Raw genomic sequence first — 26,565 nt, forward strand, 5'->3', positions numbered from 1 at the left:
TACTGCAGGGGGGACCCTGTGGGAGAGTAGGACGCCGCCGAACTATTATTAACGGGAAACCCCCGCACCCTCTGGGTGCGGGGGTTTTCTGCGTTTAGGGGCAATCTTTCTCAGGTACTCGGGATGCACCGCTTACTCCGGGCTCACCAATTTCGTGTCGTACGCCAGAATGACCGCTTGCACCCGGTCCCTCGCGCCCGTCTTCGCAAGAATGCGTCCCACATGCGTCTTCACCGTCGACTCCGCGACGTGCAGCCGCCCCGCGATCTCCGCATTCGTCCATCCCTGCCCGATGACCGTCAGGATTTCGCGCTCCCGGTCCGTCAGCGAGGCAAGGCGCGGGTCCCGGGCAGGGTCGTCGGTGTCCGCGCCCGTACGCGTCGGCAAGTGATCTGCGTATGCGTCGAGGAGGCGGCGGGTCAGGCTGGGGGCCACGACCGCGTCTCCCGTGGCGACCGCGCGGATGCCGGAGAGGAGCTCCTCCGGGAGCGCGTCCTTGATGAGGAAGCCCGAGGCTCCCGCGCGCAGGCCCGCGTACGCGTATTCGTCCAGGTCGAACGTGGTGAGGATCAGAACCCGGGTGCGGTCGCCCGCCGCCACGATGCGGCGTGTGGCCTCGATGCCGTCCAGGCCCGGCATGCGGATGTCCATCAGGGCTACGTCCGGGTGGAGTTCGGCCGTCATGCGGACCGCCTCGCTGCCGTTGCCGGCCTCTCCCACCACCCTCATGTCGTCCTGGCTCTCCAGGAGCATGCGGAAGCCGAAGCGTTGCATCGGTTGGTCGTCGACGATGAGCACGGTCGTCACTGAGTGGATTCCTTGGGGATGTGGAGTTCTACTTGCCAGCCGCCCGGCGGCTTTCGCCGCGGGCCTGCCTCAAGTGTCCCGTCGTACAGGGCCGTTCGCTCGCGCATTCCCGTGATGCCTCTGCCGCCGGAGTCCGCGGTCGGCGGCCCGCCCACCCCGGTGTCCGTCACTGTCGCCCGCACCCCGTCATCGCCGTACGCGACGTCCACATAGGCCGTCGCCTCAGGACCCCCGTGCTTGAGGGTGTTCGTGAGGGCCTCCTGCACCACGCGGTAGACCGTGAGCTGCCTGCCCGCCGGGAGCGAGTCAGGGCGGCCGCGCACCGTGCTGCGTACCGGAAGGCCCGCGGACCGTACCCCGTCGATGAGTTGGTCCAGGTCGGTGAGTGCGGGCTGGGGAGTGAGGGCTGCGGTCTCCGGAGCCTCCTCCCGCAGGACGTCCAGGAGGCGGCGCAGCTCCGTCAGGGCCTGGCGGCTCGTGGTGCCGATGGCCGTCAGGGCCTGGGCGGCTCGCTCCGGGGACTTGGCGGCGGCGTACGAACCGCCGTCCGCGAGGGTCGTGATGACCGAGAGGTTGTGACCGATGATGTCGTGCATCTCGCGGGCGATGCGCGTGCGTTCGGCGTTCGTGGCGAGCCGTGCCTGCTGGTCGCGTTCGACTTCGAGTTGCTTGGCGCGCTGCACGAGCGATGCCATGTACTCCTGGCGGGTGCGGAACGCGATGCCCATCAGGGCGACGATGGCGAAGCTCATCATCATCGGGACCACCTGCTGGTCCCAACTGCCCTGCGGGTAGCGGATGTGGCCGACCACGCTCGGCACCACGGTCAGGCAGTACGTCCAGGCCAGCGTGCGCGCCGGCAGCCGCATCGCGATGTTGAAGACCACGATGAGCAGCGTGAGCGAGGCCTGGAGGGCCGCGCCCGTCCAGGCGTTGACCAGGGTGGTCACGGCCATCACGCCGTAGACGGCGAGCGGATGGCGGCGGCGCCACAGCAGCGGCACCGAGAAGACGACCGTCATCGCGTACACCAGCCAGAGCGGGACGTTCTCGTTCTCGGTGATGTTGCGCCAGCCGTCGCCCGCGACGTCGATGAAGGCGGCGACCACGAAGAACCCGGTCAGCAGGAGGTCCCAGACCAGCGGGCGGCGCCGGTCGAAGGAGCGCACCCACTGGACGCCGCGCTCGACGTACCGGGTCAGCGGCTGGGCGCCCGCGGACCAGTCGTGGTCCGGGGCGCCGTCGTCGGCCGGGTGCGGGGAGATCCGGGGGGTCACGGCCTCATCCTCGTACGAGATCCGCTCATACGTCCCGTCGCTTCAGCAGATACGCCGCCGCTGCCAGGGATGCCACCGCCCACACGCACAGGGCCAGGAGGCCCGCGCCGGGCGAGAGGTCGCCGGACGAGGTGTGCAGGGCCGCGAGGGACTCGGCGGCCGGAAGCGGGAAGTAGCCGAGGGCGTCCTGCACCGTGTCGTTCGGGATCATCGTGGCGAGCTGGGGCAGGAGGATCAGGCCGCCGACGTACGCGCCGATCGTCCCCGGGACGCTGCGCATCGCCGAGCCGAGGCCGAGCACGATGACGCCGATGAGGGCGGTGCCCGCGGCGGAGCCTGCCAGGGCGCGTGCGATGCCGGGGTCGCCGAGCGCCGCCTCCAGGTCCGTGCCGCCGAGGAACATCTGGGCCAGCGGGAACGTGACGAAGTTCGTGACCACGAGCGTGCCGAGCGCGACCGTACCGAACACGGCGGTCTTCGCCCAGAGCACCGGCAGCCGGCGCGGCACCGCGGCCATCGTGGCCCGCACCATGCCCGTCGAGTACTCGCCCGCGGTGATGAGGATGCCGAGTACCGCGATCGCGACCTGGCCGATCTGGGTGCCGAGCAGGGCGTAGGTGACCGGGTCGATCTCGTCGTCGGGGCTGGGTGTGTAGGTAGCGGCGAGGATCATGCCGAGGACGACGGTGAAGACGCTCGCGAGGCCGAGCATGATCCAGGTCGAGCGGAGCGTCCACAGCTTGTGCCACTCGGAGCGGAGGATTCCGGGGGTGGTGAGGCGGTAGGGGGCGGTCGTGGTGGGGGCGGTCGGCGTGGCGGTGCTCATGCTGCTGCTCCTTCCGGCATGGGGGCGGAGACCGACGCGACGTACTCGACCGAGTCCCGCGTCAGGTCCATGAACGCCTGCTCCAGCGAGGCGGAGTGCGGGGTGAGTTCGAAGACCGGGATGCCGTGCTGCGCCGCCGTGCGGCCGATGTGCTCGCCGTCCGTACCGCGTACGTCGAGGATGCCGGGCGCGTCACTCGTGATCTGTACGCCGGGTGCGGCGAGCAGCTCGCCGAGCAGGCCCGCCTCGGGGGTGACGACCTTGACGGAGCCGGTGCCCGAGTCGCGTACGAAGGCCTCGACCGTCGTGTCCGCGAGGAGCCTGCCGCGGCCGATGATGATCAGGTGCTCGGCGGTCAGTGCCATCTCGCTCATGAGGTGCGAGGAGACGAGGACCGTACGGCCTTCCGCCGCAAGGGACTTGAGGAGGTTGCGGATCCACAGGACGCCCTCGGGGTCGAGGCCGTTGACCGGCTCGTCGAGGATGATCGCGGCCGGGTCGCCGAGGAGCGCGGCCGCGATGCCCAGGCGCTGGCCCATGCCGAGCGAGAAGCCCTTCACGCGCCTGCGGGCCACCTCGTGGATGCCCACGAGGTCCAGGACCTCGTCGACGCGGCGGCGCGGGATGCCGTGCGTGTGGGCCAGGGCCATCAGGTGGTGGAAGGCGGTGCGGCCCGGATGGATGGACCGGGCCTCGAGGAGCGCGCCCACCTCGTGCAGGGGCGCGGCGTGCGTCGCGTACGCCCGGCCGCCGACGGTGGAGCGGCCGCGGGTCGGGGCGTCGAGGCCGAGGAGCATCCGCATGGTGGTGGACTTGCCCGCGCCGTTGGGGCCGAGGAAGCCGGTGACGGTGCCCGGGTGGACGGTGAAGGTCAGGTCCTCCACGACGGTCTTGTCGCCGTAGCGCTTGGTGAGTTCGTATGCCCGAATCATGCTTCTGATGCTGGCGCTCGCGGGGGCGCGGGGCGTCGGACCAGGGGCGGGACGTGGGCGGGGAGGGGTAGTACCGGGGTAGGACGGCGACCCTGAGGCTTCGTCGGCGCCTAGCCGGGGAGCTCCGCGTGGGGCCAGCGGGTGCGGGCCTGTTCGCGGGAGCGCAGGAGGGCCAGGGTGGGCAGACCGCGGTCCGCGCCGGTGGACAGGAGCTCGGGGAGCTGGGGGAGCGGGGCCACGGCGGCCACGTCGTCGAGGACCAGCGTCATTGGTGGGTCGAGCCGACCGGAGGATGACCGTTCGGCCATGCGCCGGCCGTGCTCGACCACGCTTGAGGCGAGGGCCGTGAGGAGGGGCATCGCGCCCGGCCCCATGGGCGATTTGGGGTCCTCGATGGCTTCACCCACCACAAAAAGCGTGCCCCCTTCATCGATGAAGGAATCCAGGGTGAGGGCATCGGTTCTGTTTGGGGTGCACGATTCTCGTACGTTGAGAGTGAAGAGGGCGGAGAGCGCGCGTGCCGTCAACTCCTGGGCCATGTCGCGACGTTCCGGGTACGCGGTGAGGGCCGCCTCCAGTTCGCCCGCTGCTCCCGAGGCGGCCTTCTGGTGGGTGCGGAGGATGCGGACGGCGTCCTGGACGCCGGTTCCCTGGGCCCAGCGGTGTACGTGCTTGACGGGGCGGCCGTCCACCGCGGCGGCGTGCAGGAAGCTGCGGAGGAGGGTTTCCGCGGTGTCGGCGACGGTGCTGTCCAGCTTGGCGCTCGGCCTTATGGCGGCCAGCAGGGCGGTGGCTCGTTGGGCCGCTGTTGCCTTGTCCTCGCAGTTGGTCGTGGGGGACCAGTGCATTCTTGCGGGGGTGTCGCAGAGGTGGGAGGGGTCGTAGACCAGGACTGGGCCGAGCTTCGCTCTGGCGTCCTTGGTCTCTTCCCACAGGGTGGGGTCCGAGGTGAGTACTAGGGCTGCGCTTTCCGCGTCGCGGATGGCCTGGATTGCGTGTACTCGGCGGGTCTCAGCGGGGCCAAGTACCAAGGGCGTACGGGGTGTAGGGACCGTGACTGTCTCGGTGCTCGGCATCTTCGTGCTGTAACCCTCAGCGGGGTCGGCGCCCTGGTCATCCGCACCCGGCATAGTGGGCTGTGCCCACCCGTTCCGCCCTGCGGAACGCCTGCCCACAGCCGGGACGGCTGCGGGAGCGGCGGGCTCGGCGGCGGGGGCCGCCTCGGCCTGAGCCGGAAGCGCCTCGACAGGAGTCGGAGCCGCCTCCGCCGGAGCCTGCGTCTGCGGAGCCGGTGCAAGGCGTTCCTCGCGCCTGGCCCTCCGTACCGCCCGCCACCGCGTGACCGTGCCCATCACGAAGATCGTGAGTACCACGAGCACCATCAGCTGGCCGATGAGCAGGCCCCAGAACAGGCCGTAGCCCGTGAGCTGTGCCGCCGGGGTCGCCGGCCACGCGCCCGCGATGTCGTGGGGCTGCTGGAGCAGGTGCCGCATCGCCACCGGCGTATTGCCGAAGGTGACGTTCTTGGGCCAGGAGCCGTGCGAGAACAGGCCCGCGAGGCCCGTCGCCGACCAGACGAGGACCGTCAGGCCGAGCACGAAGGCGAGGCCGCCCACCAGGAGGCCGTCGGGGATGCCCCGTTCCCGTGACTCGCGGCGGCCGCCCCGGTAGCGGTCATCGGGCTCCGGCTCCCGGTATCCCATCGCTCATGCCACCCCGGAACGCGACGACGACGGACCGTTCATCTGTTGCTCCATGTAGGCCGCCCGCTCCTCCGCCTCCAGGTCCGCGGCCCGCAGCGCGTCGTCGCCGAGCAGTTGGTCCGCCGACGATTCGGTCATGGCGCGGTCGGTGAAGACCAGGGGGCGTTCGGTCTCCGTGATCAGGTGTTTGACCACCTGGACGTTGCCGTTCACGTCCCACACCGCGATGCCGGGCGTGAGGGTGGGGATGATCTCCACCGCCCAGCGGGGCAGGCCGAGGACCCGGCCGGTCGCTCTCGCCTCGTCCGCCTTCTGGGCGTAGATCGTTCGCGTCGAGGCCATCTTCAGGATCGCGGCGGCTTCCTTGGCCGCCGCCCCGTCCACCACGTCGCTCAGGTGGTGGACCACCGCCACGAAGGACAGGCCGAGCCGTCGGCCGAACTTCAGCAGGCGCTGGAAGAGCTGCGCGACGAAGGGGGAGTTGATGATGTGCCACGCCTCCTCCACCAGGAAGATGCGCTTCTTGCGGTCCGGGCGGATCCAGGTGTGTTCGAGCCAGACGCCCACGATCGCCATCAGGATCGGCATCGCGATCGAGTTGCGGTCGATGTGCGAGAGGTCGAAGACGATCAGCGGGGCGTCGAGGTCGATGCCGACCGTGGTCGGGCCGTCGAACATGCCCCGCAGGTCACCGTCGACCAGACGGTCCAGGACGAGCGCGACGTCCAGACCCCACGCCCGTACGTCGTCTATGGCGACGTTCATGGCCTCGGCCGACTCCGGTTCCGGGTGCCTGAGCTGCTCCACGATGTCCGTCAGGACGGGCTGGCGCTCCACGATCGTCTCGTTCACGTACGCGTGGGCGACCTTGAGCGCGAAGCCCGAGCGCTCGTCGAGGCCGTGCCCCATCGCGACCTCGATGATCGTGCGGAGCAGGGCCAGCTGTCCGGTGGTCGTGATCGCGGGGTCGAGGGGGTTGAGGCGGATGCCCATGTCCAGGGCGGCCGTCGGGTCGAGCCGGATGGGAGTTATTCCCAGCTCCTGGGCGATGAGGTTCCATTCGCCCACCCCGTCCTCGCCCTGCGCGTCGAGCACGACGACCTGGCGGTCCTTGAACCTCAACTGCCGCAGGACGTACGTCTTCTCGAGCGCCGACTTGCCGTTGCCCGACTCGCCGAGCACCAGCCAGTGCGGGGCGGGGAGCTGCTGGCCGTAGAGCTGGAAGGGGTCGTAGATGTATCCCTTGCCGGAGTACACCTCACGCCCGATGATCACGCCCGAGTCGCCGAGGCCGGGGGCGGCCGTCGGCAGATAGACCGCCTGGGCCTGCCCCGTCGACGTACGCACCGGGAGTCGGGTCGTCTCCACCTTCCCGAACAGGAAGGACGTGAAGGCGTCCGTGAGGATGGTCAGCGGATCCCGCATGTTGGCAGCCCTCGCCTCTAGCGTCGGATGCCGGTCGCGAACGGCAGCGTATTGACGAAGGCCCTGTGGTGCTCGCGGTCGCACCACTCCAGCTTCAGATACGACTTCCCGGCCGAGGCCCGGATGGTGCGCTTGTCGCGCGCGAGGGCTTCGGGGGAACGGGAGGAGACGGTGATGTAGCCGACGATGTTGACTCCCGCCGCGCCGCTCGCCAGGTCCTCGCCGCGCTGGTCCAGACGGGAGTTCGATGCGATGTCGCGGGGGTCGACCGTGCGGTTCAGCTTGGCCTGGCGGCTCGCCTCGGCCTCGTCGTTCGTCTTCTCCGTCAGCATGCGCTCGATGGCGACCTCGGTGGGTTCGAGGTCCATGGTCACCGCGACCGTGCGGATCACGTCCGGGGTGTGGACGAGCAGCGGGGCGAGGAAGTTGACGCCGACGGGCGTCATCGGCCACTCCTTCACCCAGGCCGTGGCGTGGCACCAGGGCGCGCGGGTGGAGGACTCGCGGGTCTTGGCCTGGAGGTAGGTGGGCTCCATGGCGTCGAGCTCGGCGGGCCAGGCGTTGCGCTTCGTCATCGCCTGGATGTGGTCGATGGGGTGGTCCGGGTCGTACATGGAGTGCACGAGCGACGAGAGCCGCCCCTGCCCGAGCGGCTGACGCACCCGGATGTCCGCTTCCTGGAGCCGCGAGCAGATGTCGGTCAGCTCGCGCGCCATGACGACCGCGAGACCGCCGTCCTTGTCGAGCTTCCGGCCGCCGTGCGGGCGGCTGGCGCGGGCCATCGCCTGGGCCTCTGCGGCCAGGTCGCGCGAGTAGTGCATGCAGGCCACCAGATACGCGCGGTGCTGCTCGCTGCTGGTGGAGACCATCGACTGGAGCTGCTCGTACGACTGCTGAAGCCAGGGCAGTGCCCGGTCGTCGCCTCGTACGCTGACGTCCTTGGCGTGGGCGTCCGGGTCGGCCGGGAGCGTGCGCGCGAGCATCTGAAGCCGCGTCACGAAGCCGTCGCCATTGGCGACATGCTTGAGCAGCGTCCCGAACCGGTCGACCAGCGCCTCCTGGTCCTCGGAGTCACGAAGACCCACACCGGGGCCCTCGATCTCGATGGCGGCGGTGACGGTCCGCCGGTCGGCATGCAGCAGCACGGCGATCTCATCCGGCCCGAACGGGGCGGCGAGCCAGCTGATGCGGCCGATGCCGGGCGGCGGGCCGACCTCGATCTCCCGGCCGTCGAGGCGGACGCCCGCCTCGGGGGTGGCCGAGCGGTAGGCGGTGCCGCGCTTGAGGGAGCGCTTGTAGCTGCGGTTGATCTCGAACCACTTGAAGAACGTGCGGCCCTTGTAGGGGACGTAGACCGCGGCGATCGCGAGCATCGGGAAGCCCATGAGCAGCACGATGCGCAGGGAGAGGACAGGGACGAGGAGTCCGCACATCATCCCGAGGAAGGCTCCCGCGATGATCAGTGCGATCTCGCCGGTCTCCCGGTTCTTGCCGACGATGGCGTTCGGCCGCGCGCGGCCGATCAGATATGTGCGGCGGGGCGCGACCGGTTGCGACACGTGGGACTGAGTCGTCAACGCCCTTCACCTCCCGTGCGTTTGGTACTTCCAGTGGAACCGTTTCCTGCCCCGCCGCGGTTGCGCGCGTGCGGTGTGCTGGTCGCGCTGCCCCGGGGCGGGGGTGCGGCGGAGGGGACAGATCCGCCGCCGTTCGATGAGCCGCCTCCGCCGCTGGGGCGGCTGCTGTGGGCGGCGACGCCGCCGCTGGCGGGGTTGGCGGGCCGCGGCTGGCTGTTGCCGCCGCCTCCGCCGCCTCCACGGGAGCTGTGGGTCTTGATGCCCTGGGAGACGAGGGACGCGGGGGAGGTGATGACGGCCGCGGCTCGGCTCTCTGCGCCCTGGGAGATGCGGTTGTTCCGGGAGTTGGCGATCTCGTCGCCGAAGCCGGGGACGAAGCGGTAGATCATGGCGCTCGCGAAGATGGCGAGCAGGATGATCGAGAGCCCGGAGACGACCGCGGAGAAGGAGTCGGGCCCGTCGCCGGCGGAGAGCGCTCCGGCCAGGCCGAGCACGATGACGATGATGGGTTTCACCAGGATCACCGCGATCATGATCCCGGCCCAGCGGCGGACGTGCGTCCACAGGTTCTTGTCGACGAGACCGGCGTACACGACGGTGCCGAGCAGCGCGCCGACGTAGAGCAGGGCGGCCCGGATGACGAGCTCGAGCCAGAGGATGCCGGCGGCGAGGATCGAGACGAGCGAGACGACGATCAGCATGATCGGCCCGCCGCCGATGTCCTCGCCCTTCTTCAGCGCACCCGAGAACGTCCCGAAGAACGTGTCCGTCTGACCGCCCGTCGCCTTCGCGATGACGTCGGTCACGCCGTCGGTCGCCGAGACGACCGTGTAGAGGATCAGCGGCGTGAAGGCGGAGGCGAGGACCGTGAGCCAGAGGAATCCGATGGCTTCGGTGAGCGCGGTGGTGAGGGGGACGCCTCTCACTGCGCGTTTGGCGACGGCGAGGAGCCACAGGAGCAGGGTCAGGATGGTCGAGGCGGCGAAGACGACCGCGTACTGCTTGAGGAAGCTGGGGTTCGTGAAGTCGACCTCGGCGGTCTCCTTCACGGCGTCGGAGAGCTTGTCGACGGTCCAGGAGGCGGCTTCGGCGCAGCCCTTTGCGAGGGAGGAGAGGGGGTCGGCGGTGGAGTCGATGGGGGCGTCGGTGGGGTATTTGCCGCTGCCTCCGCTTCCGCCGCCGCTGTCGTTGCCTTTTTCGCAGTACTTCTTGGCGGGGCCGTGGATCAGGTCGCAGGGGTCGTCTTCCGGTGCGGCGAAGGCACGCGTCGCGAAGAGAACCGCCGTGGTCTGCACGGCAGCGACGGCAGTGGCGAGCTTGAGTACGTGTCGGCTACCGGGCATACGTGAACCCTCCGTACCCTTCGACTGCCTTGGTGATCTCGTCTGATCCGGATGCACGGTCGTCGCCGGGGACAGGCGCCGGGCCGTCCTTCTGGGAGTGCGTGACGGCCTTCCAGTCGTCGCCCGTCCATCCAAGCTTCATGGTCATGGTGAACCAGCTGTTGGTGACGGGCTTCGTGGACTGCTCGCCGGCCAGGCCGAGCAGTCCACTGCACCAGACCTCCACCGTTGCCTTGTTGCCGGAAAGGCTGGTGACTTTGGTTCCGATCGGGGTCGTGCGCGAGACGAACTGGTAGCCCTTCGGCGTCGTCCCGTCCTCGTTCAGGCCCACGTTCTTGAAGAAGGCAGCGCCGTACGCCTTGTCGAGCCGTGCCTTGAACGTGCTCACGCTGGACGGTGCCATGACCACCTGGAGAATGCTGTCCCGCGTGGTCTTGTTGAACATGTCCGCCGAGCCCAGCGCCACCGCGTAGTTCGCGGCAGCGGACTCAGCCCCCTGCTCGCTCTTTGCGAACCCCGAAGGAATCCCCGACGTCTTGCCGTCGACCGGCTTCTGGCCGGAGGCGGCAGTGGGATCCGCCCCCGCCTTCTTGTCCCCGCCTCCCCCTCCGGAGGAGCCCTCATCCCCGCCACGGTTGGCGAAGGCGATGGCCGCGATCAGGAGCACCACCACACCGACCACCGTCACGAGACTCCGTGACGAAGAACGGCCGGATCTGCGCGGTCCTCCGTACCCGTCCTGGCCGCCCCCCTCGCCCTCGGGCAGCCGCGTCCGGGTCTCGCCCGAGCCGCCGTAGAGGCCGTCGTTCCGCTCGTCGTCGAGACTCATGCCGCGTACGCCCCCTCAACCTCTCGGTGAACCGCCACGTACGACGGTAGCCGTGCTGGTTCCCGCGCGGGCGCGGTGTGGTGACTCGACATCAGGGAGTTGCAACCTCAGCCGGTGGGCACGACGGATGGGTGGGTCGGAGGGGGACAGGGGGAGGGGGGACAGGGGGGAGGGGGACGTAAGGGAGTGGCGGGGCTATACCGCCATGCCGTACACGATGGTGAAGACCGTGCCGAGCGATCCGATGATGAAGACGCCGGTCAGGCCCGCGATGATCAGGCCTTTGCCCTGCTCCGCGCTGAAGGTGTCGCGCAGCGCCGTCGCGCCGATGCGCTGCTTCGCCGCGCCCCAGATCGCAATGCCGAGACAGAGGAGGATGGCGATCGCCATCACGACCTCGATCATCACCCGCGCCTCGTTGCCCAGGCTCCCGAAGGGACCCCAGTCGGGGGCGATCCCGCCGATGATGGTGGTGATGTCGCCCTTTTCGGCTGCCATAAGCATGTGTAACTCACCGCCCCTAGTGGGTTGTTCCGTCACCTCTGCCTACCGCAGTACAGAGGACAGCTCATTCTCGCCGACAAATGGGCCAGTGCATGTCGACTTGGCGTCATTCGTTGGCTGAAACGTATGGTCACTCTGTGTATCACGGTGAGTGACGCCGGGCAATGACGGCCCGGCGTGCCCTCTGACCAGGTCTCATTCTGACCTGGTCCGGTGACGGAGACTCACATCATGGGTCATGCAGGCCCGTCGGGGCCATCGAGGTCGGTGACGTCACTGACGTCATCGAGCCCGTCGAGCCCGTCGAGCCCGTCGAGGCCGTCGAGGTCGCCGAGGCCGCCGCCCGTCACGACGTACGAGCAGTCGGTGTAGCGGTAGCCGGGCTGGACCTTGCTGCCCTCGGCGTTGTTGCGGACGCTTCCCACGCTGCTCGCGTCGCGCTTGTAGAGGAAGTGGTAGTTGCCCGGGGGCAGGCGGAGCGTCTTCTGCGGGTGGCCCTTGCCCGCCAGGCAGGCCTTCTTGCCCTGGGCCTTGCTGGTGTACGTCTTGCAGCCGCCGCACGACGCTAGCTTGAGGCTGCCGGTGGTGGGGCCGGTGTAGAGGACTTCGAGCGGGCCGGGGCCGCCGTTCTCGACGACGTACGTGAGCTTCGCGCCGCCGGGCGACTTGGCCGGCGGCAGGCTGCTGCCGGCCGAGGGGCGGGCTTCGGCGATCTCGGCGGCGATGGCGATGTCCTTGGCGCGGTCGCGCTTGCCGTTGCTCTTGTAGGTCCCCGTGAAGTCGTTGAGCGTCTTGGCGGCCGCCCCGAACTTCCCGTCCTTGAACTCGTCCACGCCGCACGCGTACACCCCGGACTCCACCGCGCTCGCGGCGTCGCCGGAGAGGCCGCCGCCCGCGTCGGCGGGGAGCGCCTTGGCGGTGGTGCCGATGCCGCGGAGTTCCTCGGTGGCCTTGCAGGGGGCGGAGCCCTTCAGGTCCGAGGAGCGCGCGTCGATGGCGTCGCGGATCGCGGGCTCGACCTTCCCGGCCTGGTCGGATTCGGGGAACGTCCGCAGGAGCTCGCCGAACTCGCCGCCGGTTCCCGTGGCTGCCGTCGTGCCGGCCGCCGTGCCGAGGCCCTGGCTGCCGCACTCGTAGAGGGAGGTGGCGAGGCGGTCGTCGGGCCAGGTGGCGAGGGTGCCGACGCGGTCCTTGCCGAGGGTGCTGGGGAGGGTGCGCAGGTACTTCAGGGGTTCGAGCGCGTCGCAGTACTTGCGCTCGTCATAGGGCGCGGCGACGGACTTGTAGTACGCGCTGAGGCTGTCCGGCACGCGCTTGGCGGCCTTCGAGTCCGGGTGGTCGTCGCCGAGGTCGCGGTAGATGGCGAGGGCTGAGCGGTAGTCGTCCTTGACGGAGTCGAAGGTGCGGCCGTCGGCGGCCGTGACGATCTTGTCGGCCTTGTCGAGCCGGTCGAGCAGCATCTCCTCGACCGCGTCGTCGCGCGCGGCGTCGTACGCGATGACGCCGCCGGCGGGGACGGCGAGCAGGACGAGCCCGAGCCCGACGGCGAGCGGCGCGCGCAGCGGCCAGGTCCGGTGCGTACGGAGGGCGCGGCGGGCCCCGTCGGCCGCCGCGATGAGCAGGAAGGCCACGAAGCCGATGAGTACGCCGCCGGGGACGCCGTCGACCTCGGCGGGAAACGCCACGAAGAGGAGCCCGGCGGTCGCGGCCCAGCAGACGGCCGCCAGGAGCCAGCGCTTCAGGAGGACGTAGCCGAGGCCGAGGCCGGTGAGGTTGAGGAGCCCGGCGGAGAGGGCACGCAGGGTGTCCGGGGCGGCTGGGGGTGGGGGTGGCGGTGCGGGTGGGCCGATGGTGGGCGGGGCTGCGGGAGGCGGAGGCGGGGGCGTGGGCGGAGGTGATGAGGGAGGCGGGGGCGGCGGCGACGCGGAGGGGGGCGGTGAAGTGGCGGGTGGCGGTGGTGTCATCGGGGGCGGTGGCCCGAAGTGGCCGCCCTGACTCGGTGGTACCGCATCGCTCGGCTCCGCGCCGTGCTCGTCCCCAGGTTGCATTTCGGCTCCCCCCAGCCGTCACAACGCAGCGCTTTGATTTGCGCCCAATTCCCCAACGATCGGGGAAAGTTGGACACCCGTCAACCGCCCGCGCGCCCCTCAGTTCCGGTCAGTTCCGGTCGGCTCAGGTCAGTTCCGGCGGCCGAGCGCCTTCGCCCGGGTGTGGGACCAGCCGGTCAGGAGTACGCCGGCGGTGAGGGCCACGGCGTAGGCGATCAGGAGGGCCGCGAAGCCGCCGGGGAGCCAGCCCATGAAGCCGGTGTAGTCGTGGTCGATGAGCAGTCGGATGAGGCCTTGGGCGGAGAAACACATCAGGACTGCGCCGAGGGTCTGCAGGATGTCGTACTTCACGTTACGAACGTATCAGCGGGTTCTTCAAATCCCCTTCCACAGCAAGGGATTCATCTCTATTACGTCACACATTCCAGGTTCTAGAATGGGAGCCATGCGTGACGAAAAGAAGGCCAGCTGCACGGTCTGCCGTGCCGGAATGGGCACCTCGGGCAAGCGCGGCCGCCCCGCTCTCTACTGCTCCCGCAGTTGCCAGGCGCGGGCCTACCGGCGGCGGAAGCAGCCGCCGGTACCGGCGCCCGAGCGCCCCGCGCCCACGTCCGACGCCCGGTCGCGCAGGCGCAGGCAGATCGCCGAGGCGGTGTGGCGCATCGCCGCCGAGCGGGGCCTGGACGCGGCGAGCATGCGGGAGATCGCGGCCGAGGCGGGGGTGTCGCTGAGGATGGTCCAGTACCACTTCGGCAGCAAGCATCAACTCCTGGTCGCCGCCCTGCACATGCTCCACCGCGAGAACGAACGCCTCGCCAGGACCCGCATCCACTTCGACCCCGCGAACCTGCGGGGCGTACTGAGCGCGATGCTCGACGAGTTCCTGCCCCTGGACGCCCAACGGGCCATGGCCCTGCGGGTGTTCTCCGCGTACTACGCCCGCAGCCTCACCGACCCGGCCATCGCGGCGGTCTTCCTGAGCGACGACCACCCTCTGGAGGAACTCGTCGCCGGTTTCATCGCCACGGCCCAGGAGAGCGGGCAGACGGCCCCCGGCCTGGACGCCCGGCGCGAGGCCGACCTGCTCGTGGCCGCGGCGGTCGGGCTCGGCGGGGACGTACTGCATGGCCGCCGCACGCTGGACGACGTCCGGGGCACGCTGGATTACCACCTGGCCAAGATTTTCACCTCGGCCGCGGCCTGAGGATCCGATCGGGCTTGTGGGGTACGTCGACGGGACCAGTGGGCCCGCGACTTCTGCCCGATTTCCTTGCGCGGAAGGGGACTTAGCGTCGTACTCATGCGAATCGGACTGCTTGGAACAGGGAATGTCGCTCGTGCGCTGGCAGCTGGATGGCAAGGGGCGGGGCACGATGTCGTGCTGGGGTCGCGGTCTCCCAAGGAGCGGGGAGACGCGGAGGAGTTGGGCGGGTTCACCGTCGTGGGTCTTGGGGAGGCCGCCGCGCACGGGGAGGTGTTGGTGAATGCCACGCCCGGCACGGAGTCGGTGGGGGTTCTGCGGGGGATCGGCGCCGCTGCCCTGGCCGGGAAGACGTTGGTCGACGTCGGTGTCGGGTTCACCGAGAACATGGAGCTCTCCCACCCCAACTACAGCCTCAGTGAAGAGATTCAGGCGGCGTTCCCCGAGACGCCCGTCGTCAAGACGCTCGTCACCATGGACTCGGTGGTCATGACGAATCCGGGGAGCCTGGAGGAGACGGGCATGGTCTTCCTCTCCGGTGACGACGACGCCGCCAAGCGGACGACGCGGCAGTTGCTCGGCGACCTGGGATGGCCCGATGCCGCCCAGCTGGATCTGGGGGGCATCGGGACCGCGCGCGGTCAGGAGCACGCCGCGCTGCTGTTCATCGGGGTGGGGGACGCGATCGGCACGTACGGCTTCGGCTTCAAGGTGGTGCGGCCGACAACCGCTTGAGCGGCGGGAGTTGGGGCGTAAGAAAACCTCTGATCTGGTTCTTTCGGGCTCCGCCGAACTGTATGGCCCGTACCGGGACAGTCCGGGCAGAGTGACGTGTGCACGGCGGGAAACACACCGCCGATGCGTCATCCCAGACAGCGCCAGTACGGGGGAGACATGAACATCGGAACCAACGGAAGCGTCGAGTCCAACGGAAGTGCCGGGGTCAAGCGGCGCATCGCGGGGGCGGCCGTGGCCTGTGCCGCGGTCCTCGCCGTGGGCGGCGCCACGGCGTCGGCACAGGCGCAGGCGCCGACGCAGACGTCCTCGGAGGCATCTGCGGCCGCCTACCGCTGCAACTCCGGGGCGATCTGCGTGCACGGCTACAAGTGGGTGGACGGCCACAAGAAGTACTACTGGGCGAAGCCGTACTACTCCTGCATCAACCACGGTCCGTGGACGAAGTTCCACCCGACCTACTACATCAACAACCAGACGCGCGGCACCGTCGCGAAGTTCAAGGACAAGAACAAGAACACGATCCAGAAGACCGGAGGGGCCTACAGCAAGGGCAAGGTCAGGAGCCCCGGCGGCACCTACTACGTCAAGCCCTGCTGACACCGTCTCTCCACCTGTGCGGGCCGCCGGAGCCGTCCGGTGGCCCGCATGCCGGTTCGGCCGGGTCAGTCGGGTTCAGTCGGGTTCAGCCTGCCGGGGAGTCGCTGACCTTGCTCACCGGGCTGATCTCCAGCTTGACCGCGCCCTCGCCGTCGGTGACCGGGAGCGTGCCCGCGGGCCAGTCGAGGGTGACGTGCTTGGTCTCGTTCGGGGGCGTGACGACGAGGCTGGTGATGCGGACGCCGGAGCCGCCCGTGTTGTTGTACGGGAACGTGATGTTGAAGGCGGCGGACTCGCCGTCCTTCAGGACCCCGGGCGCGGGCTGCTCGCCGTTGCGGTTCACCGAGAGGGTGTCGCCCGTGGACGCCGTCAGGTCGACTCCGGCGAAGCCCTTGATGGTGCAGTCGCGGCCGCCGCCGTTCTTGAAGACGACGGTGACGACGCCTTCCGTCTTGTCCGTGGTGTTGTCCGTGGCATTCACTTCGAGCTCGTCGGTGCGGCAGATGCCGACCTCGCCGTTGCTGTTGTCGCCGGTGCCCGCGGCCGTGCCCTGGGCGGCTTCGCCGCCGCCGGAGGACTTGCCGGTGTCGGCGGCCTCTCCACCGCCGGACGCCTCTCCGGTGCCGGTGCCGGTGTCGGTGTCCCCGCTGCCGCCCTTGTCCGCCGACGCGGGAGGCGCGGTGGTCCTGCTGTCCGCCGCCCCGGTGTCGTCGCCGTTGCAGGCGGTGAGCGAGAGGGCGGCGACGAGACCGATGACTGCGGCGACGGCCTTGCGGGTGTGCTTCATGGGGTCCCCCGTAGTGGTGCTGCTGTTCAGTGGTGATCACAGCTAAGGGGGCGGGGTCCGGCGGGGGCAAGGAGCGCCGGGTCATCCGGGACGCTGGGATGGTTTCAGGGGGCTGACCTGCGTGAACGTGCCTTGCCTGGGATGGGGGAGTGGGATGGGTGAGGGGTGGTTTGATCATGGACATGCTGGTGATCTAGGGTCCCGGCGTCATGATTCGACGGGGGAACGGATACACGCATCATGCGTACGCGCTTCAGGCTGGCCGCGGTTGTCGGAGCTGCGGCACTTGCTCTCACGGTGACCGGGTGTGAGGGGGAGAGCGACGGGGCTGACGGTGCCGGTGCCGGTGCCGGTGCCGGGGATGGCTCCAGTGCCAGCACCAGCGCCAGCACCGCTCCCGGCATCGGCTCGGACCAGGCTCCCGCCCGTAACGGCGGTACCAGCGGTGGGCCCGAAGTCCGGCAGAAGTGGATGCTGGAGAACCTGCCCCAGGCGGACACCGTCATGGCCGCGGGCGAGTACCTCCAGCGCTTCACCACGTGCGAGCGGTACAGCATCGATCCGTCCGACGAGCGCTACTACCCCATGGACGAGAAGTTCGACATGTCCTGGGGCGTGCAGTCCCGCGGCACGTGCGACGACAGCGGGGACGGCTGGATCCGGGTCTTCAAGACCAGCGACATGGAGCAGTTCCAGACGGCGTACCGGGCGGAGATCGCCGAGGAGATGAAGACGAACGAACTCGCCGGTGTGAAGGGCGGTTTCGCCGTCGGCAAGGACTTCGCCGTGATCGCGCCGGACGGCGACACGATCCGGGATCTGTCGGCCTCCGGGCTCCTGGTCCTCAACTGCAACCCGAACTTCCAGCCGCGGGGAGATGTCTCGACGGCGCCCGCGTCGGTCGACGGATGCGTGCTGACGGACGAGTTCGTCCAGCAGTGAGCCCCGCCGTGCGGCGCCCTGCGCGAAGTGGTCGACGGAGGTCGGCGGTGATCCCCCGCAGGCACAGGTGCCGCCTCTACACTGATGCGCGGTGGACTCCCGCGCGGTGAGGGGTGGTTGACGGTGCGTAAGACGTGGCTGGTCGCAGCCGTCGGCATCAGTGGGGCGATGAGCTTCATCGCCCTGCTCGTCGTGGGGACGTACATGGCCGCCGGAAGCATGGCGAACGGGGCGGGCCAGGGGAACGTGGGCCTCGCCAAGGGCGCCGTTCCCAGCACCTATCAGCCCCTCGTGCAGAAGTGGGGCAACCTCTGCAAGGCGATCAACCCCGCCCTGCTCGCCGCGCAGCTGTACCAGGAGAGCGGGTTCAATCCGAACGCCAAGAGCCCGGCCAAGGCCCAGGGGATAGCGCAATTCATCCCGGGGACCTGGGCCACGCACGGGGTCGACGGTGACGGCGACGGCGATCGCGACGTCTGGGACCCGCAGGACGCCATCCCGTCCGCCGCCTCGTACGACTGCAAACTCGCCAGCTATGTGAAGGACGCCCCGGGAAGCCCGACGAAGAACATGCTCGCCGCGTACAACGCGGGCGCCTACGCCGTCATCAAGTACGGCGGCGTACCGCCATACAGCGAGACCCAGAATTACGTGAAGACCATCACGAACCTGGAGAAGAGCTTCGCCCGGCCCACCGGCAGGGTGCAGCCCTCGCAGCAGGCGGCAGGAGCCATCTACTACGCGCAGAAGAAGCTCGGCACGTTGTATCTCTGGGGCGGCAATGGGACCCCCGAACAGGGCGGCCGCTTCGACTGCTCCGGCCTTACTCTCGCGGCCTATCGCAGCGTGGATATCGATCTGCCGCGCGTGGCGAACGACCAGTACAACGCAGGACCACATCCGAAACGGGACGAACTGCTCCCGGGCGACCTGGTGTTCTTCTCCGACGACCTCACCAATTCCCGTGCCATCCGGCATGTCGGGATCTATGTGGGCGGCGGCTACATGATTAACGCCCCGCGGGCCGGTGCGGTGATCCGGTTCGACCCGATCGACACCCCGGATTATTTTGGCGCGACTCGCGTCACCGAGGACGGGGCGAATGCCGTGCCGGACAAGCTGTCGGACGCCTGAGAGCGCCGTGCGAGCGCGCCGCGAGCCCTTGTGAGGGGCCCTCACGGGGCGCGTGCGCGGGGGGTGATGTGGCTTGAACTCTCCGTCAGTACACTTCTCTGAGCTGCGGCGATGAGTCTCTCTTCGGTAACGTCTGCGTGATCATTCAGTGGAGAGTGGAACGTAGTGAAGGGGACTGCGCGTTCCCTTGACTGGAAGAGCGCGACCACCCAGTAGCGAGCGGCATTGACCACGCAGCAAGCGGCACGAAAACACGGGGGTTGATGGAAGGGCGCACGGCAAGGTGCGTCCGAGGCGAGAAGACAAGGGGCCGCAGCACCATGGCTGGACTCGATACAACCGGGTCGAACCCCGACGTCAGCCTGCTCTACGACATCAACGGCCTGGCTGAGGATTCGCCGGACTGGCTGGCAAAGTCGGTGGCATTCATCGGCGAGTACGGACTGCTGCTCGCACTCGTTCTGCTCGTGCTCTGGTGCTGGTGGGGCCAGCGAAAGCGCGGGGTGCTCGATGACGCGGCTTCCTCTGTCGCCGCTGTTGTCTGGGCGCCGTTGGCGGCCGGGCTCGCTGTCCTGGTGAATGTGCCGATCCGTGGATTTGTCGAACGTCGTCGCCCTTTCAAGGATCACGACGGTCTAGAGCTCCTTGTGCACGGAAAGACCGACTTCTCCTTCGTGAGCGATCACGCGACGCTCGCGATGGCTCTTGGCGTCGGCCTTTTCGTGGCCAACCGAAAGTTCGGTCTTGTCGGCATCGCCCTCGCCTTGCTCGAAGGGTTCTGCCGGGTGTTTATGGGCGTGCACTATCCGACGGACGTCGTGGGCGGATTCGCGCTCGGGACGGCTGTCGTGCTGCTGCTCTCGCCGCTTGCGATGGCCGCGCTCACGCCTGTGGCCAAGGCTGTCGGGCGGACGGGGTGGGGCGGGCGGCTGGTGTGGTCGCCGCAGCCGGAGGAGGCTGTGGCGGAGCTTCCTCAGCCTTCGCCCTCGGCGGCGTCCCCTGCGTCGGCCTCCGTTCCGGACGAGCGGGATCTTGCCGCGTAGCGTCCTCGCGGCGCCGCTTCAGGAGCCACCAGCCCGCGCCGGCCGCGGCAGCGGTGACACCTGCGGATGCGGCGGTCAGGGGCCCCGCGGCCGGGTGCTCGGGTTCGGCGGCGTGGGCGGCGGGGGCCGCCAGGGCCAGGAGGGCGGCGGTGGCCGCTGCGGTGGTGGCTATGCGTGGTCTCATACCCCCAGGGCAGCGGTGTCCTGCTGAGTGGGCCACCTGAGGGCGTGTCGGGTGAGCTGTTCGGGTTGCGGGGGCGGCCGTCCGGGGGACGGGGACGGATTTCCCAGAGCCAGTCACAACGCCTGGGGGAAGTCGAAGAAGCGCTTCGGGTCGTACTGCTTCTTCAGCTGCTTCAAGCGGCCCGCGGCCGAACCGTAGTAAGCCTCACGCCAGTTGCTCAGGGTCGGGTCCGCGTAGTTCTGGTACGCCGCCCCGGACGCGTACCGGCCCATCGCCCCATGAGCCGTTTTCAGCCATGCCTGCGCCGGCTTGCCGGACGTGCCCGGGCGCCAGGACGCGATGTACTGCGCCAGCATCCGCGAGCGGCGGTGCACGAAGGCCGTGGCCGTCGGGTCGACCCGGTTGATCGCGCCGCCAAGGGCGGTCAGCGCGATGCTGCCCGCGCTCGCGCCCGTCACGTTCTCCACCTGGGTGAGCAGCGCGCGGATTCCCGCCGCCGAGAGGGAGCGGTCGAAGAAGTCCGAACTCGCCGCGTACGTCTCGCGGTTCAGGGCCCCCTGCGGGCTCCTGCCCGGCGTCGCGCCGGGCAGGTGGCACTGGGCGTCCGCCGAGAAGGACGAGCAGCCCGCGTACACCTCCATCGACTCCTCGTACGAGCGCCGCTTCAGCGAGACGCTGCGGGCCGGGGCGCCGATCTTGTCCGCCAGGCGGTCCACCGCGTTCTGGAGTTCCCCGTACGTCCCGAGCGAGAAGCACGCGACCGAGACCGTGGGGGTGCCGCCGGGCGAATTCGCCAGGTGCGCCGACGACCAGATCTCGTCCGGCTGGTCGGGCCCCCACTCCTGCCACGCCTTGATGACCGCGGCCGCCTTCGACCAGGGCCAGGTCATGTAGGCCGAGACTCCCTGCGGCGCCGCGTGCGTGCGGAACCGCAGTTCCGTCACCACGCCGAAGTTCCCGTTCCCCGCGCCGCGCAGCGCCCAGAACAGGTCCTTGTTCTCGCTCTTGCTCGCCGTCAGCTGCTTGCCGTCCGCGGTGATGAGCGTCGCCGACGTCAGGCTGTCGCAGGTCAGGCCGTAGGCCCGTGACACCACTCCATGGCCGCCGCCCAGGGTGAGGCCGGAGACGCCGACCGTCGGGCAGGAGCCCGCCGGGATCGTCACGCCCTTCGCGGCGAGCGCGCGGTAGACGTCGATCAGCTTCGCGCCCGCGCCGACCGTCGCCGTCGAGCCGCTGGCCCGCGTCTTGTTCAGCTTCGACACGTCGACGATGAGACGGCCCGTGCCGGACGACCAACCCCCGTAGGAGTGGCCGCCGTTGCGTATGGAGACCGGGACGTCGTGCGCGCGGGCGTAGGCCAGGGTCGTGCGGATGTCGTCCGGGTTCGCCACGTACGCGACCGCCGTCGGCTTCAGGCTGTCGTAGCGCGTGTTGTAGAGCTGACGCGCCGCCGCCCACTTCGCCTCGCCCGGCTTGACCAGGGTGCCGTCCAGGTCCTTGGCGAGGGCGGTGAGGTTCGCCGCGGCGGACGCGGCCGCGCTCGACGTGCGGAGGGGAGTGCCGGAGCGCGGGCCGCTCGCACTGCGGGAGGTGGCGCCGCCGCTCCCGCTGCCCCCGCCCGAACCGCTGCAGCCCGCGGCCGCGAACGCCGCCGTCGCCGCCGCTGTCGTGCTGATGAACGTACGTCGCTCCATGACCCGCCTCCCGTTGCTTCCCGGAGTACGAGACGGGCTGCGGGACCCATGGGTTCCGGTGAGCGGAAAGGGGTGTTGGTCTATCCGTCCGACATGTGGGATTCGGCGTCCGTCCGCGCCTTGCTGCGCGCTCTGCGGGCCGGACCGCGCCAGCCACAGCTGCACCGTGCTGCGCAGAATCGGCCCTGCTCGACCGTTGTCGTGCGGTGGGGTTCGTCCTGTTGGTCCTCGGCCACGTCTCCACCGTACCCACGGCGGGTGAACGCTCTTACGCGTGACGGGTCAACGTACCGGTCGTTACACGGAACGACAGGGGGCTACAGCACCTCGCGGGAAGGCTTGGGGGTAGTCGGGCGATGGGTCAGCAGCACAGGCGCACAGGCGGGGCGGTCGTCACGGCCGCGGCGGTGGGTCTCATGGCCGTCGCCACGGGGTGCTCGGGAGGCGGGGCCGCGGCGGACGACGGGCGCAGCGCCTCCGAGGACGCCGTCGACGTCGTGCGGGACTCCGCGGACGCCCTTGTCCGCGCGGGGAGTTCCAAGGCGCGTACGTCCATGGAGATGGCGAGCGGCGGTACCCGCGTGACCATCCGCGGGCACGGCTCGTACGACTTCCGGCGGCAGGTGGGGCGGTTCGTGGTGGTGCTGCCGAAGGATCCCGCCGGGGACGAGGAGCACCGCCCCATCACCGAGCTGATGGCGAGCGGCGCGCTCTACATGAAGAACCGGGGCGCCGGGGTGCCCGCCGACAAGTGGGTGCGGATCGACACGGCGTCGCTCTCCGACGGCAATCTGGTCACGGGCGGGGCCACCGATCCGCTGGCCGCGGCGGAGCTGCTGCGGGGCGTGAGCAAGGCGTCGTACGTCGGGGAGACGGCGGTGGCGGGCGTGAAGGTGCGGCACTACCGCGGGACCGCGGACCTGCCGAGCGCCGCGAAGTCCGCCTCCGAGGGGCAGCGGCGGGCCCTGGGGGCGGCGGCGAAAGGGTTCAGCAAGGGCGGGGTGCCGTTCGACGCGTACCTCGACGAGCAGGGGCGGCTGCGGAAGCTGCGGCAGCACTTCAGCGTCGCGAACGCCGAGGTGGCGTCGACCACGCTGCTGTACGACTTCGGGGTGCGGGTGGACGTGCGGTTGCCGGCGAGCGAGGACATCTTCGCGGGGAAGATCGCCGAGAAGTGAGTGCCGCGGAGCGGTAATCACCGGGAAGTAGGGGTACCCGGCTAGTCGCGCCCGGGGGTGTGGAAATGGTCCGTCCGTGCCATGCGCGGTGTGTAGGCCGCTCCCTACTCTAGGAAGTCGGCAGCGGCAGGAAGCAAGGTCAGGAAGAGGTGATGGACGTGGCTCTGGTGCGCGGTACGACTGTTCAGGACCACGTTGCCCTTGCCGAGATCGAACTCTGCGGCGAGCTGATCATCGCGGCGAGTGCTGCTGGGGAGGAGCGGTTGAGCGCCGACCGCATCGACGAGGTCCTGAACGTCTCCACTGACGTGGAGCGGCACCTGGGCGAGGGCCTGGACTAGTCAGTCCCGGGCTCCGGTTTCCCCCAGGGCCGGGCGCGGCCCTGGGCTGAGGTCGTCGTGTCGCCTCGCCGTGCGTCTCAAGCCCGCCGCTTCGCGGCGGATCTTCCCCACCCGCCCACCCGTTACTCGGCGGGCAATCGGGGGCACGCCGCGGGGTAATCGGTGGGTGGGAGAGATGGGTGCGCCGCGGGGTAATCGGGTGGGTGGGTGGGAGACATCCGCCGCGAAGCGGCGGTCTCGGACCCGGCCGGTCTCGGCCCGGCCCGCCGCGGGGTGAGCCGGAGACAGGGCTGAGGGCCGGGCAGTGGTTTCCCGAGGCGGGAGCCTTACGTTCGCATCATGCGCGCGATCGCCTTCGTCGCTTCCTCGACCTTCGCGTCGATCTCGTCGCCGCCCTTGACCGCCGCGTCCGCCACGCAGTGCCGCAGGTGTTCCTCGAGGAGCTGGAGGGCGAAGGACTGCAGGGCCTTCGTGCCCGCCGAGACCTGGGTGAGTATGTCGATGCAGTAGACGTCTTCCTCGACCATCCGCTGCAGGCCACGGATCTGCCCCTCGATGCGCCGCAGGCGCTTGAGGTGCTCGTCCTTCTGCTTGTGGTAGCCGTGGACACCCTGGTCGTGGCCGCCGGGCTCGGAGGGCGCTTCGGTGTTCATGGCCACACCGGCCGCATCGGTGGTCGTCATCGCGTCCTCCTGCTCGGACTGCTTGGACAGTCACTCTTCTGGGCAGTGATAGAAAAGCCGCTGGCTCAACTGGCTTCCTATACCCCTAGTGGGTATAGAATACTCGATTGCTCGGGGGGCGTGCTGATCACTGTGCCTGATGGGCGACACTGGGGTCTGGCCGGTTAGCCGTGGCCGGATGATGCGCCTAGCATCAGCCTGACCGAATCCAAAGCACCCCGAGGACCCCACGTGCGCTTTCGTCTGACCCCCAGGGAGACGAGCTTCTACGACATGTTCGCCGCATCCGCGGACAACATTGTCACGGGCTCGAAGCTCCTGATGGAACTGCTCGGGGCTGACGCCTCCGCCCGAGCCGAGATCGCAGAGCGTATGCGGGCCGCGGAGCACGCTGGAGATGACGCGACACATGCGATCTTCCACCAGCTGAACTCCTCCTTCATCACGCCGTTCGACCGCGAGGACATCTACAACCTGGCGTCCTGCCTGGACGACATCATGGACTTCATGGAGGAGGCCGTCGACCTGGTCGTCCTTTACCAGGTCGAGGAACTCCCCAAGGGAGTCGAGCAGCAGATCGAGGTCCTGTCGCGAGCCGCCGAGCTCACGGCCGAGGCCATGCCGAATCTGCGGACGATGGACAACCTCACCGAGTACTGGATCGAGGTCAACCGTCTGGAGAACCAGGCCGACCAGATTCACCGCAAGCTTCTCGCTCAGCTCTTCAACGGCAAGTACGACGCCATAGAGGTGCTGAAGCTCAAGCAGATCGTCGACGTGCTCGAAGAGGCGGCCGACGCGTTCGAGCACGTCGCGAACACGGTGGAGACCATCGCGGTCAAGGAGTCCTGAGGCCTCTCCATGGACACCTTTGCTTTGATCGTGACCATTGGCGTCGCGCTCGGATTTACGTATACGAATGGCTTTCACGACTCTGCGAATGCCATTGCCACTTCCGTCTCCACCCGTGCGCTGACGCCCCGTGCGGCACTCGCGATGGCCGCCGTCATGAACCTCGCCGGTGCCTTCATGGGCAGCGGGGTCGCCAAGACGGTCAGTAAGGGCCTGATCGAGACGCCCGAAGGCAACAAGGGAATGTGGATCCTCTTTGCCGCCCTGGTGGGCGCCATTGTCTGGAACCTCATCACCTGGTATTTCGGGCTTCCTTCCTCCTCATCGCACGCACTGTTCGGTGGAATGGTCGGAGCCGCGCTCGCCGGTGGGATCGGGGTGATCTGGTCCGGAGTGCTCGACAAGGTCGTCATTCCGATGTTCATCTCGCCCGTTGTCGGCCTTGTCGCCGGCTATCTGGTGATGTGCGCGATCATGTGGATGTTCCGGAAGTCCAACCCGCACAAGGCCAAGCGCGGATTCCGCATCGCGCAGACGGTCTCCGCGGCCGGCATGGCGCTCGGACACGGTCTTCAGGACGCGCAGAAGACGATGGGCATCGTGGTGATGGCCCTGGTCATCTCCGATGTGCAGGACGCCGACGCGCCCATTCCGATCTGGGTCAAGATCGCGTGTGCGCTGATGCTCTCCGCCGGTACGTATGCCGGTGGCTGGCGCATCATGCGTACGCTCGGCCGCAAGATCATCGAGCTGGACCCGCCGCAGGGATTCGCCGCCGAGACCACCGGCGCGGGCATCATGTTCACCACCGCGTTCATGTTCCACGCGCCGATCTCGACCACGCACGTGATCACTTCCGCGATCATGGGTGTGGGCGCCACGAAGCGTGTGAATGCCGTGCGCTGGGGTGTTGCCAAGAACATCATCCTCGGGTGGTTCATCACGATGCCTGCCGCTGCCATTGTTGCTGCGGTGAGTTTCTGGATCGTGAATCTCGCGTTCCTGTAACCGGCCGTAAAAGCAAACGGAAAGGCCCGCCCCCCGGGAGCCAGGGGGCGGGCCTTTCTTTGTTGCCCCTGCGGTGGCACCGCCATGCAGCACCGCAAGGAGTCGGGGATACCCGGGGCGAGGCCTAGCCGAAACGGCCCGAGATGTAGTCCTCGGTGGCCTGCACGGACGGGTTGGAGAAGATCCGCTCCGTCTCGTCGATCTCGACGAGCTTGCCGGGCTGGCCGACCGCCGCGAGGTTGAAGAAGGCCGTACGGTCCGAGACGCGCGCCGCCTGCTGCATGTTGTGCGTCACGATGACGATCGTGAAGCGCTCCTTCAGCTCGCCGATCAGGTCCTCGATCGCGAGGGTCGATATCGGGTCGAGGGCCGAGCAGGGCTCGTCCATGAGCAGGACCTGGGGCTCGACCGCGATGGCCCGCGCGATGCACAGACGCTGCTGCTGACCGCCGGAGAGGCCGGAGCCGGGCTTGTTCAGGCGGTCCTTGACCTCGTTCCAGAGGTTGGCGCCCTTGAGGGACTTCTCGACGATGGCGTTCAGCTCGCTCTTCTTGTACGAGCCGTTGAGCCGCAGGCCCGCGGCGACGTTGTCGAAGATCGACATCGTCGGGAACGGGTTGGGGCGCTGGAACACCATGCCGATCGTGCGGCGCACGGCGACCGGGTCGACACCGGGACCGTAGAGGTCCTCGTCGTCCAGGAGCACCTTGCCCTCGACGCGGCCACCGGTGGTGACCTCGTGCATGCGGTTGAGGGTGCGCAGGAAGGTGGACTTGCCGCAGCCTGAGGGGCCGATGAAGGCCGTCACGGAGCGGGGCTCCACGGTCATCGAGATGTCCTCGATGGCCTTGTGGGCGCTGTAGTACGCGGTCAGGCCCGATACGTCGATTCGCTTGGCCATGGGGATCACTG

General features: G+C 69.0%; 26 protein-coding genes. 10 read left to right on the forward strand and 16 right to left on the reverse strand.

The window, feature by feature from the left end; genetic code table 11:
• Window positions 1-132: 132 nt before the first annotated feature.
• The 12 genes from ABZ833_RS20895 to ABZ833_RS20950 form a co-directional block, all read right to left on the reverse strand.
• The gene (locus ABZ833_RS20895; protein WP_361048778.1) at window positions 133-807 is read right to left on the reverse strand and encodes a response regulator transcription factor; all 675 of its coding nucleotides are present in this window, start codon (window positions 805-807) and stop codon (window positions 133-135) included.
• Window positions 804-2,072, reverse strand: a complete 1,269-nt coding sequence (locus ABZ833_RS20900; protein ID WP_361049634.1) for a sensor histidine kinase — start codon at window positions 2,070-2,072, stop codon at window positions 804-806. Before ABZ833_RS20900 ends, ABZ833_RS20895 begins: the two co-directional genes overlap by 4 nt.
• A 37-nt stretch (window positions 2,073-2,109) precedes the next feature.
• On the reverse strand, window positions 2,110-2,910 hold the full coding sequence (locus tag ABZ833_RS20905; RefSeq protein ID WP_361048780.1) for an ABC transporter permease: 801 nt from the start codon (window positions 2,908-2,910) through the stop codon (window positions 2,110-2,112).
• Entirely contained in the window at window positions 2,907-3,842 is a 936-nt protein-coding gene (locus ABZ833_RS20910) for an ATP-binding cassette domain-containing protein (protein ID WP_361048782.1), read from the reverse strand. The genes ABZ833_RS20905 and ABZ833_RS20910 overlap by 4 nt, the downstream gene beginning before the upstream one ends.
• Before the next feature lie 110 nt (window positions 3,843-3,952).
• Window positions 3,953-5,545, reverse strand: coding sequence for a type VI secretion protein (locus ABZ833_RS20915; RefSeq protein WP_361048784.1), 1,593 nt, complete (start codon window positions 5,543-5,545; stop codon window positions 3,953-3,955).
• 3 nt (window positions 5,546-5,548) lie between these two features.
• Window positions 5,549-6,970 carry an ATP-binding protein gene (locus tag ABZ833_RS20920; protein ID WP_249589079.1) on the reverse strand — a complete coding sequence of 474 codons (1,422 nt, stop codon included), beginning with the start codon at window positions 6,968-6,970 and terminating at the stop codon, window positions 5,549-5,551.
• Between the two features lie 17 nt (window positions 6,971-6,987).
• Window positions 6,988-8,547, reverse strand: coding sequence for an SCO6880 family protein (locus tag ABZ833_RS20925; protein WP_361048786.1), 1,560 nt, complete (start codon window positions 8,545-8,547; stop codon window positions 6,988-6,990).
• Window positions 8,544-9,890, reverse strand: coding sequence for a hypothetical protein (locus ABZ833_RS20930; RefSeq protein ID WP_361048788.1), 1,347 nt, complete (start codon window positions 9,888-9,890; stop codon window positions 8,544-8,546). Before ABZ833_RS20930 ends, ABZ833_RS20925 begins: the two co-directional genes overlap by 4 nt.
• Window positions 9,880-10,719: a hypothetical protein gene (locus tag ABZ833_RS20935; RefSeq protein ID WP_361048790.1), complete on the reverse strand. Its 840-nt coding sequence runs from the start codon at window positions 10,717-10,719 to the stop codon at window positions 9,880-9,882. The genes ABZ833_RS20930 and ABZ833_RS20935 overlap by 11 nt, the downstream gene beginning before the upstream one ends.
• Before the next feature lie 195 nt (window positions 10,720-10,914).
• Complete coding sequence (locus tag ABZ833_RS20940; protein ID WP_160505898.1) at window positions 10,915-11,223, reverse strand: hypothetical protein; 309 nt, start codon at window positions 11,221-11,223, stop codon at window positions 10,915-10,917.
• Between the two features lie 236 nt (window positions 11,224-11,459).
• A complete protein-coding gene (locus ABZ833_RS20945) occupies window positions 11,460-13,271 on the reverse strand; it encodes a hypothetical protein (RefSeq protein WP_361048792.1) in 1,812 nt (603 codons plus the stop codon).
• 129 nt (window positions 13,272-13,400) lie between these two features.
• On the reverse strand, window positions 13,401-13,622 hold the full coding sequence (locus ABZ833_RS20950) for a hypothetical protein (RefSeq protein ID WP_361048794.1): 222 nt from the start codon (window positions 13,620-13,622) through the stop codon (window positions 13,401-13,403).
• A 94-nt stretch (window positions 13,623-13,716) separates the two neighbouring features.
• Here ABZ833_RS20950 and ABZ833_RS20955 point away from each other — a divergent pair, with 94 nt between their 5' ends.
• From ABZ833_RS20955 to ABZ833_RS20965, 3 genes are all read left to right on the forward strand, one after another.
• Entirely contained in the window at window positions 13,717-14,475 is a 759-nt protein-coding gene (locus ABZ833_RS20955) for a TetR/AcrR family transcriptional regulator (RefSeq protein WP_361048796.1), read from the forward strand.
• 66 nt (window positions 14,476-14,541) lie between these two features.
• Window positions 14,542-15,207: an NAD(P)-binding domain-containing protein gene (locus ABZ833_RS20960; protein ID WP_361048798.1), complete on the forward strand. Its 666-nt coding sequence runs from the start codon at window positions 14,542-14,544 to the stop codon at window positions 15,205-15,207.
• A 159-nt stretch (window positions 15,208-15,366) separates the two neighbouring features.
• A complete protein-coding gene (locus tag ABZ833_RS20965; protein WP_361048800.1) occupies window positions 15,367-15,807 on the forward strand; it encodes a hypothetical protein in 441 nt (146 codons plus the stop codon).
• Between the two features lie 85 nt (window positions 15,808-15,892).
• Here the strand turns inward: ABZ833_RS20965 and ABZ833_RS20970 are convergent, their stop codons facing one another.
• Window positions 15,893-16,594 carry a DUF4232 domain-containing protein gene (locus tag ABZ833_RS20970; RefSeq protein ID WP_361048802.1) on the reverse strand — a complete coding sequence of 234 codons (702 nt, stop codon included), beginning with the start codon at window positions 16,592-16,594 and terminating at the stop codon, window positions 15,893-15,895.
• A 297-nt stretch (window positions 16,595-16,891) separates the two neighbouring features.
• Between ABZ833_RS20970 and ABZ833_RS20975 the strand changes: the two genes are divergently transcribed.
• From ABZ833_RS20975 to ABZ833_RS20985, 3 genes are all read left to right on the forward strand, one after another.
• Window positions 16,892-17,536, forward strand: a complete 645-nt coding sequence (locus ABZ833_RS20975) for a hypothetical protein (protein ID WP_361048804.1) — start codon at window positions 16,892-16,894, stop codon at window positions 17,534-17,536.
• Between the two features lie 123 nt (window positions 17,537-17,659).
• Window positions 17,660-18,670 carry a bifunctional lytic transglycosylase/C40 family peptidase gene (locus tag ABZ833_RS20980; protein ID WP_361048806.1) on the forward strand — a complete coding sequence of 337 codons (1,011 nt, stop codon included), beginning with the start codon at window positions 17,660-17,662 and terminating at the stop codon, window positions 18,668-18,670.
• Window positions 18,671-18,990: 320 nt separating this feature from the next.
• Window positions 18,991-19,713 carry a phosphatase PAP2 family protein gene (locus ABZ833_RS20985; RefSeq protein WP_361048808.1) on the forward strand — a complete coding sequence of 241 codons (723 nt, stop codon included), beginning with the start codon at window positions 18,991-18,993 and terminating at the stop codon, window positions 19,711-19,713.
• Between the two features lie 297 nt (window positions 19,714-20,010).
• Here the strand turns inward: ABZ833_RS20985 and ABZ833_RS20990 are convergent, their stop codons facing one another.
• Window positions 20,011-21,591 (reverse strand): FAD-binding oxidoreductase, encoded by a 1,581-nt coding sequence (locus tag ABZ833_RS20990; RefSeq protein ID WP_361048810.1) that lies wholly within the window; start codon window positions 21,589-21,591, stop codon window positions 20,011-20,013.
• Between the two features lie 356 nt (window positions 21,592-21,947).
• Between ABZ833_RS20990 and ABZ833_RS20995 the strand changes: the two genes are divergently transcribed.
• Both ABZ833_RS20995 and ABZ833_RS21000 read left to right on the forward strand, forming a co-directional pair.
• Window positions 21,948-22,769, forward strand: coding sequence for a hypothetical protein (locus tag ABZ833_RS20995; protein WP_361048812.1), 822 nt, complete (start codon window positions 21,948-21,950; stop codon window positions 22,767-22,769).
• A gap of 152 nt (window positions 22,770-22,921) precedes the next feature.
• A complete protein-coding gene (locus ABZ833_RS21000; RefSeq protein WP_361048814.1) occupies window positions 22,922-23,110 on the forward strand; it encodes a hypothetical protein in 189 nt (62 codons plus the stop codon).
• Between the two features lie 326 nt (window positions 23,111-23,436).
• Here ABZ833_RS21000 and ABZ833_RS21005 read toward each other — a convergent pair whose 3' ends face one another.
• On the reverse strand, window positions 23,437-23,793 hold the full coding sequence (locus ABZ833_RS21005) for a metal-sensitive transcriptional regulator (protein WP_283779105.1): 357 nt from the start codon (window positions 23,791-23,793) through the stop codon (window positions 23,437-23,439).
• A gap of 231 nt (window positions 23,794-24,024) precedes the next feature.
• Here ABZ833_RS21005 and ABZ833_RS21010 point away from each other — a divergent pair, with 231 nt between their 5' ends.
• Both ABZ833_RS21010 and ABZ833_RS21015 read left to right on the forward strand, forming a co-directional pair.
• Window positions 24,025-24,645, forward strand: a complete 621-nt coding sequence (locus ABZ833_RS21010) for a DUF47 family protein (protein WP_249589094.1) — start codon at window positions 24,025-24,027, stop codon at window positions 24,643-24,645.
• Between the two features lie 9 nt (window positions 24,646-24,654).
• Window positions 24,655-25,653 carry an inorganic phosphate transporter gene (locus ABZ833_RS21015; RefSeq protein ID WP_361048817.1) on the forward strand — a complete coding sequence of 333 codons (999 nt, stop codon included), beginning with the start codon at window positions 24,655-24,657 and terminating at the stop codon, window positions 25,651-25,653.
• A gap of 124 nt (window positions 25,654-25,777) precedes the next feature.
• On the opposite strand, the gene pstB is transcribed toward ABZ833_RS21015, so the two are convergent.
• Entirely contained in the window at window positions 25,778-26,554 is a 777-nt protein-coding gene (gene pstB / locus ABZ833_RS21020; RefSeq protein ID WP_361048819.1) for a phosphate ABC transporter ATP-binding protein PstB, read from the reverse strand.
• Window positions 26,555-26,565: the final 11 nt, after the last annotated feature.

This window comes from Streptomyces sp. NPDC047525 (assembly GCF_040643025.1).
GTDB lineage: Bacteria > Actinomycetota > Actinomycetes > Streptomycetales > Streptomycetaceae > Streptomyces > Streptomyces durmitorensis.

Bases quoted from the DNA above. Each gene is read 5' to 3' on its own strand.
- ABZ833_RS20905 (WP_361048780.1), bottom strand. From the start codon at position 2,910: ATGAGCACCGCCACGCCGACCGCCCCCACCACGACCGCCCCCTACCGC.
- ABZ833_RS20910 (WP_361048782.1), bottom strand. From the start codon at position 3,842: ATGATTCGGGCATACGAACTCACCAAGCGCTACGGCGACAAGACCGTC.
- ABZ833_RS20915 (WP_361048784.1), bottom strand. From the start codon at position 5,545: ATGGGATACCGGGAGCCGGAGCCCGATGACCGCTACCGGGGCGGCCGC.
- ABZ833_RS20920 (WP_249589079.1), bottom strand. From the start codon at position 6,970: ATGCGGGATCCGCTGACCATCCTCACGGACGCCTTCACGTCCTTCCTG.
- ABZ833_RS20930 (WP_361048788.1), bottom strand. From the start codon at position 9,890: ATGCCCGGTAGCCGACACGTACTCAAGCTCGCCACTGCCGTCGCTGCC.
- ABZ833_RS20935 (WP_361048790.1), bottom strand. From the start codon at position 10,719: ATGAGTCTCGACGACGAGCGGAACGACGGCCTCTACGGCGGCTCGGGC.
- ABZ833_RS20940 (WP_160505898.1), bottom strand. From the start codon at position 11,223: ATGCTTATGGCAGCCGAAAAGGGCGACATCACCACCATCATCGGCGGG.
- ABZ833_RS20945 (WP_361048792.1), bottom strand. From the start codon at position 13,271: ATGCAACCTGGGGACGAGCACGGCGCGGAGCCGAGCGATGCGGTACCA.
- ABZ833_RS20955 (WP_361048796.1), top strand. From the start codon at position 13,717: ATGCGTGACGAAAAGAAGGCCAGCTGCACGGTCTGCCGTGCCGGAATG.
- ABZ833_RS20965 (WP_361048800.1), top strand. From the start codon at position 15,367: ATGAACATCGGAACCAACGGAAGCGTCGAGTCCAACGGAAGTGCCGGG.
- ABZ833_RS20970 (WP_361048802.1), bottom strand. From the start codon at position 16,594: ATGAAGCACACCCGCAAGGCCGTCGCCGCAGTCATCGGTCTCGTCGCC.
- ABZ833_RS20985 (WP_361048808.1), top strand. From the start codon at position 18,991: ATGGCTGGACTCGATACAACCGGGTCGAACCCCGACGTCAGCCTGCTC.
- ABZ833_RS20990 (WP_361048810.1), bottom strand. From the start codon at position 21,591: ATGGAGCGACGTACGTTCATCAGCACGACAGCGGCGGCGACGGCGGCG.
- ABZ833_RS20995 (WP_361048812.1), top strand. From the start codon at position 21,948: ATGGGTCAGCAGCACAGGCGCACAGGCGGGGCGGTCGTCACGGCCGCG.
- ABZ833_RS21000 (WP_361048814.1), top strand. From the start codon at position 22,922: ATGGACGTGGCTCTGGTGCGCGGTACGACTGTTCAGGACCACGTTGCC.
- ABZ833_RS21005 (WP_283779105.1), bottom strand. From the start codon at position 23,793: ATGACGACCACCGATGCGGCCGGTGTGGCCATGAACACCGAAGCGCCC.
- ABZ833_RS21015 (WP_361048817.1), top strand. From the start codon at position 24,655: ATGGACACCTTTGCTTTGATCGTGACCATTGGCGTCGCGCTCGGATTT.
- pstB (WP_361048819.1), bottom strand. From the start codon at position 26,554: ATGGCCAAGCGAATCGACGTATCGGGCCTGACCGCGTACTACAGCGCC.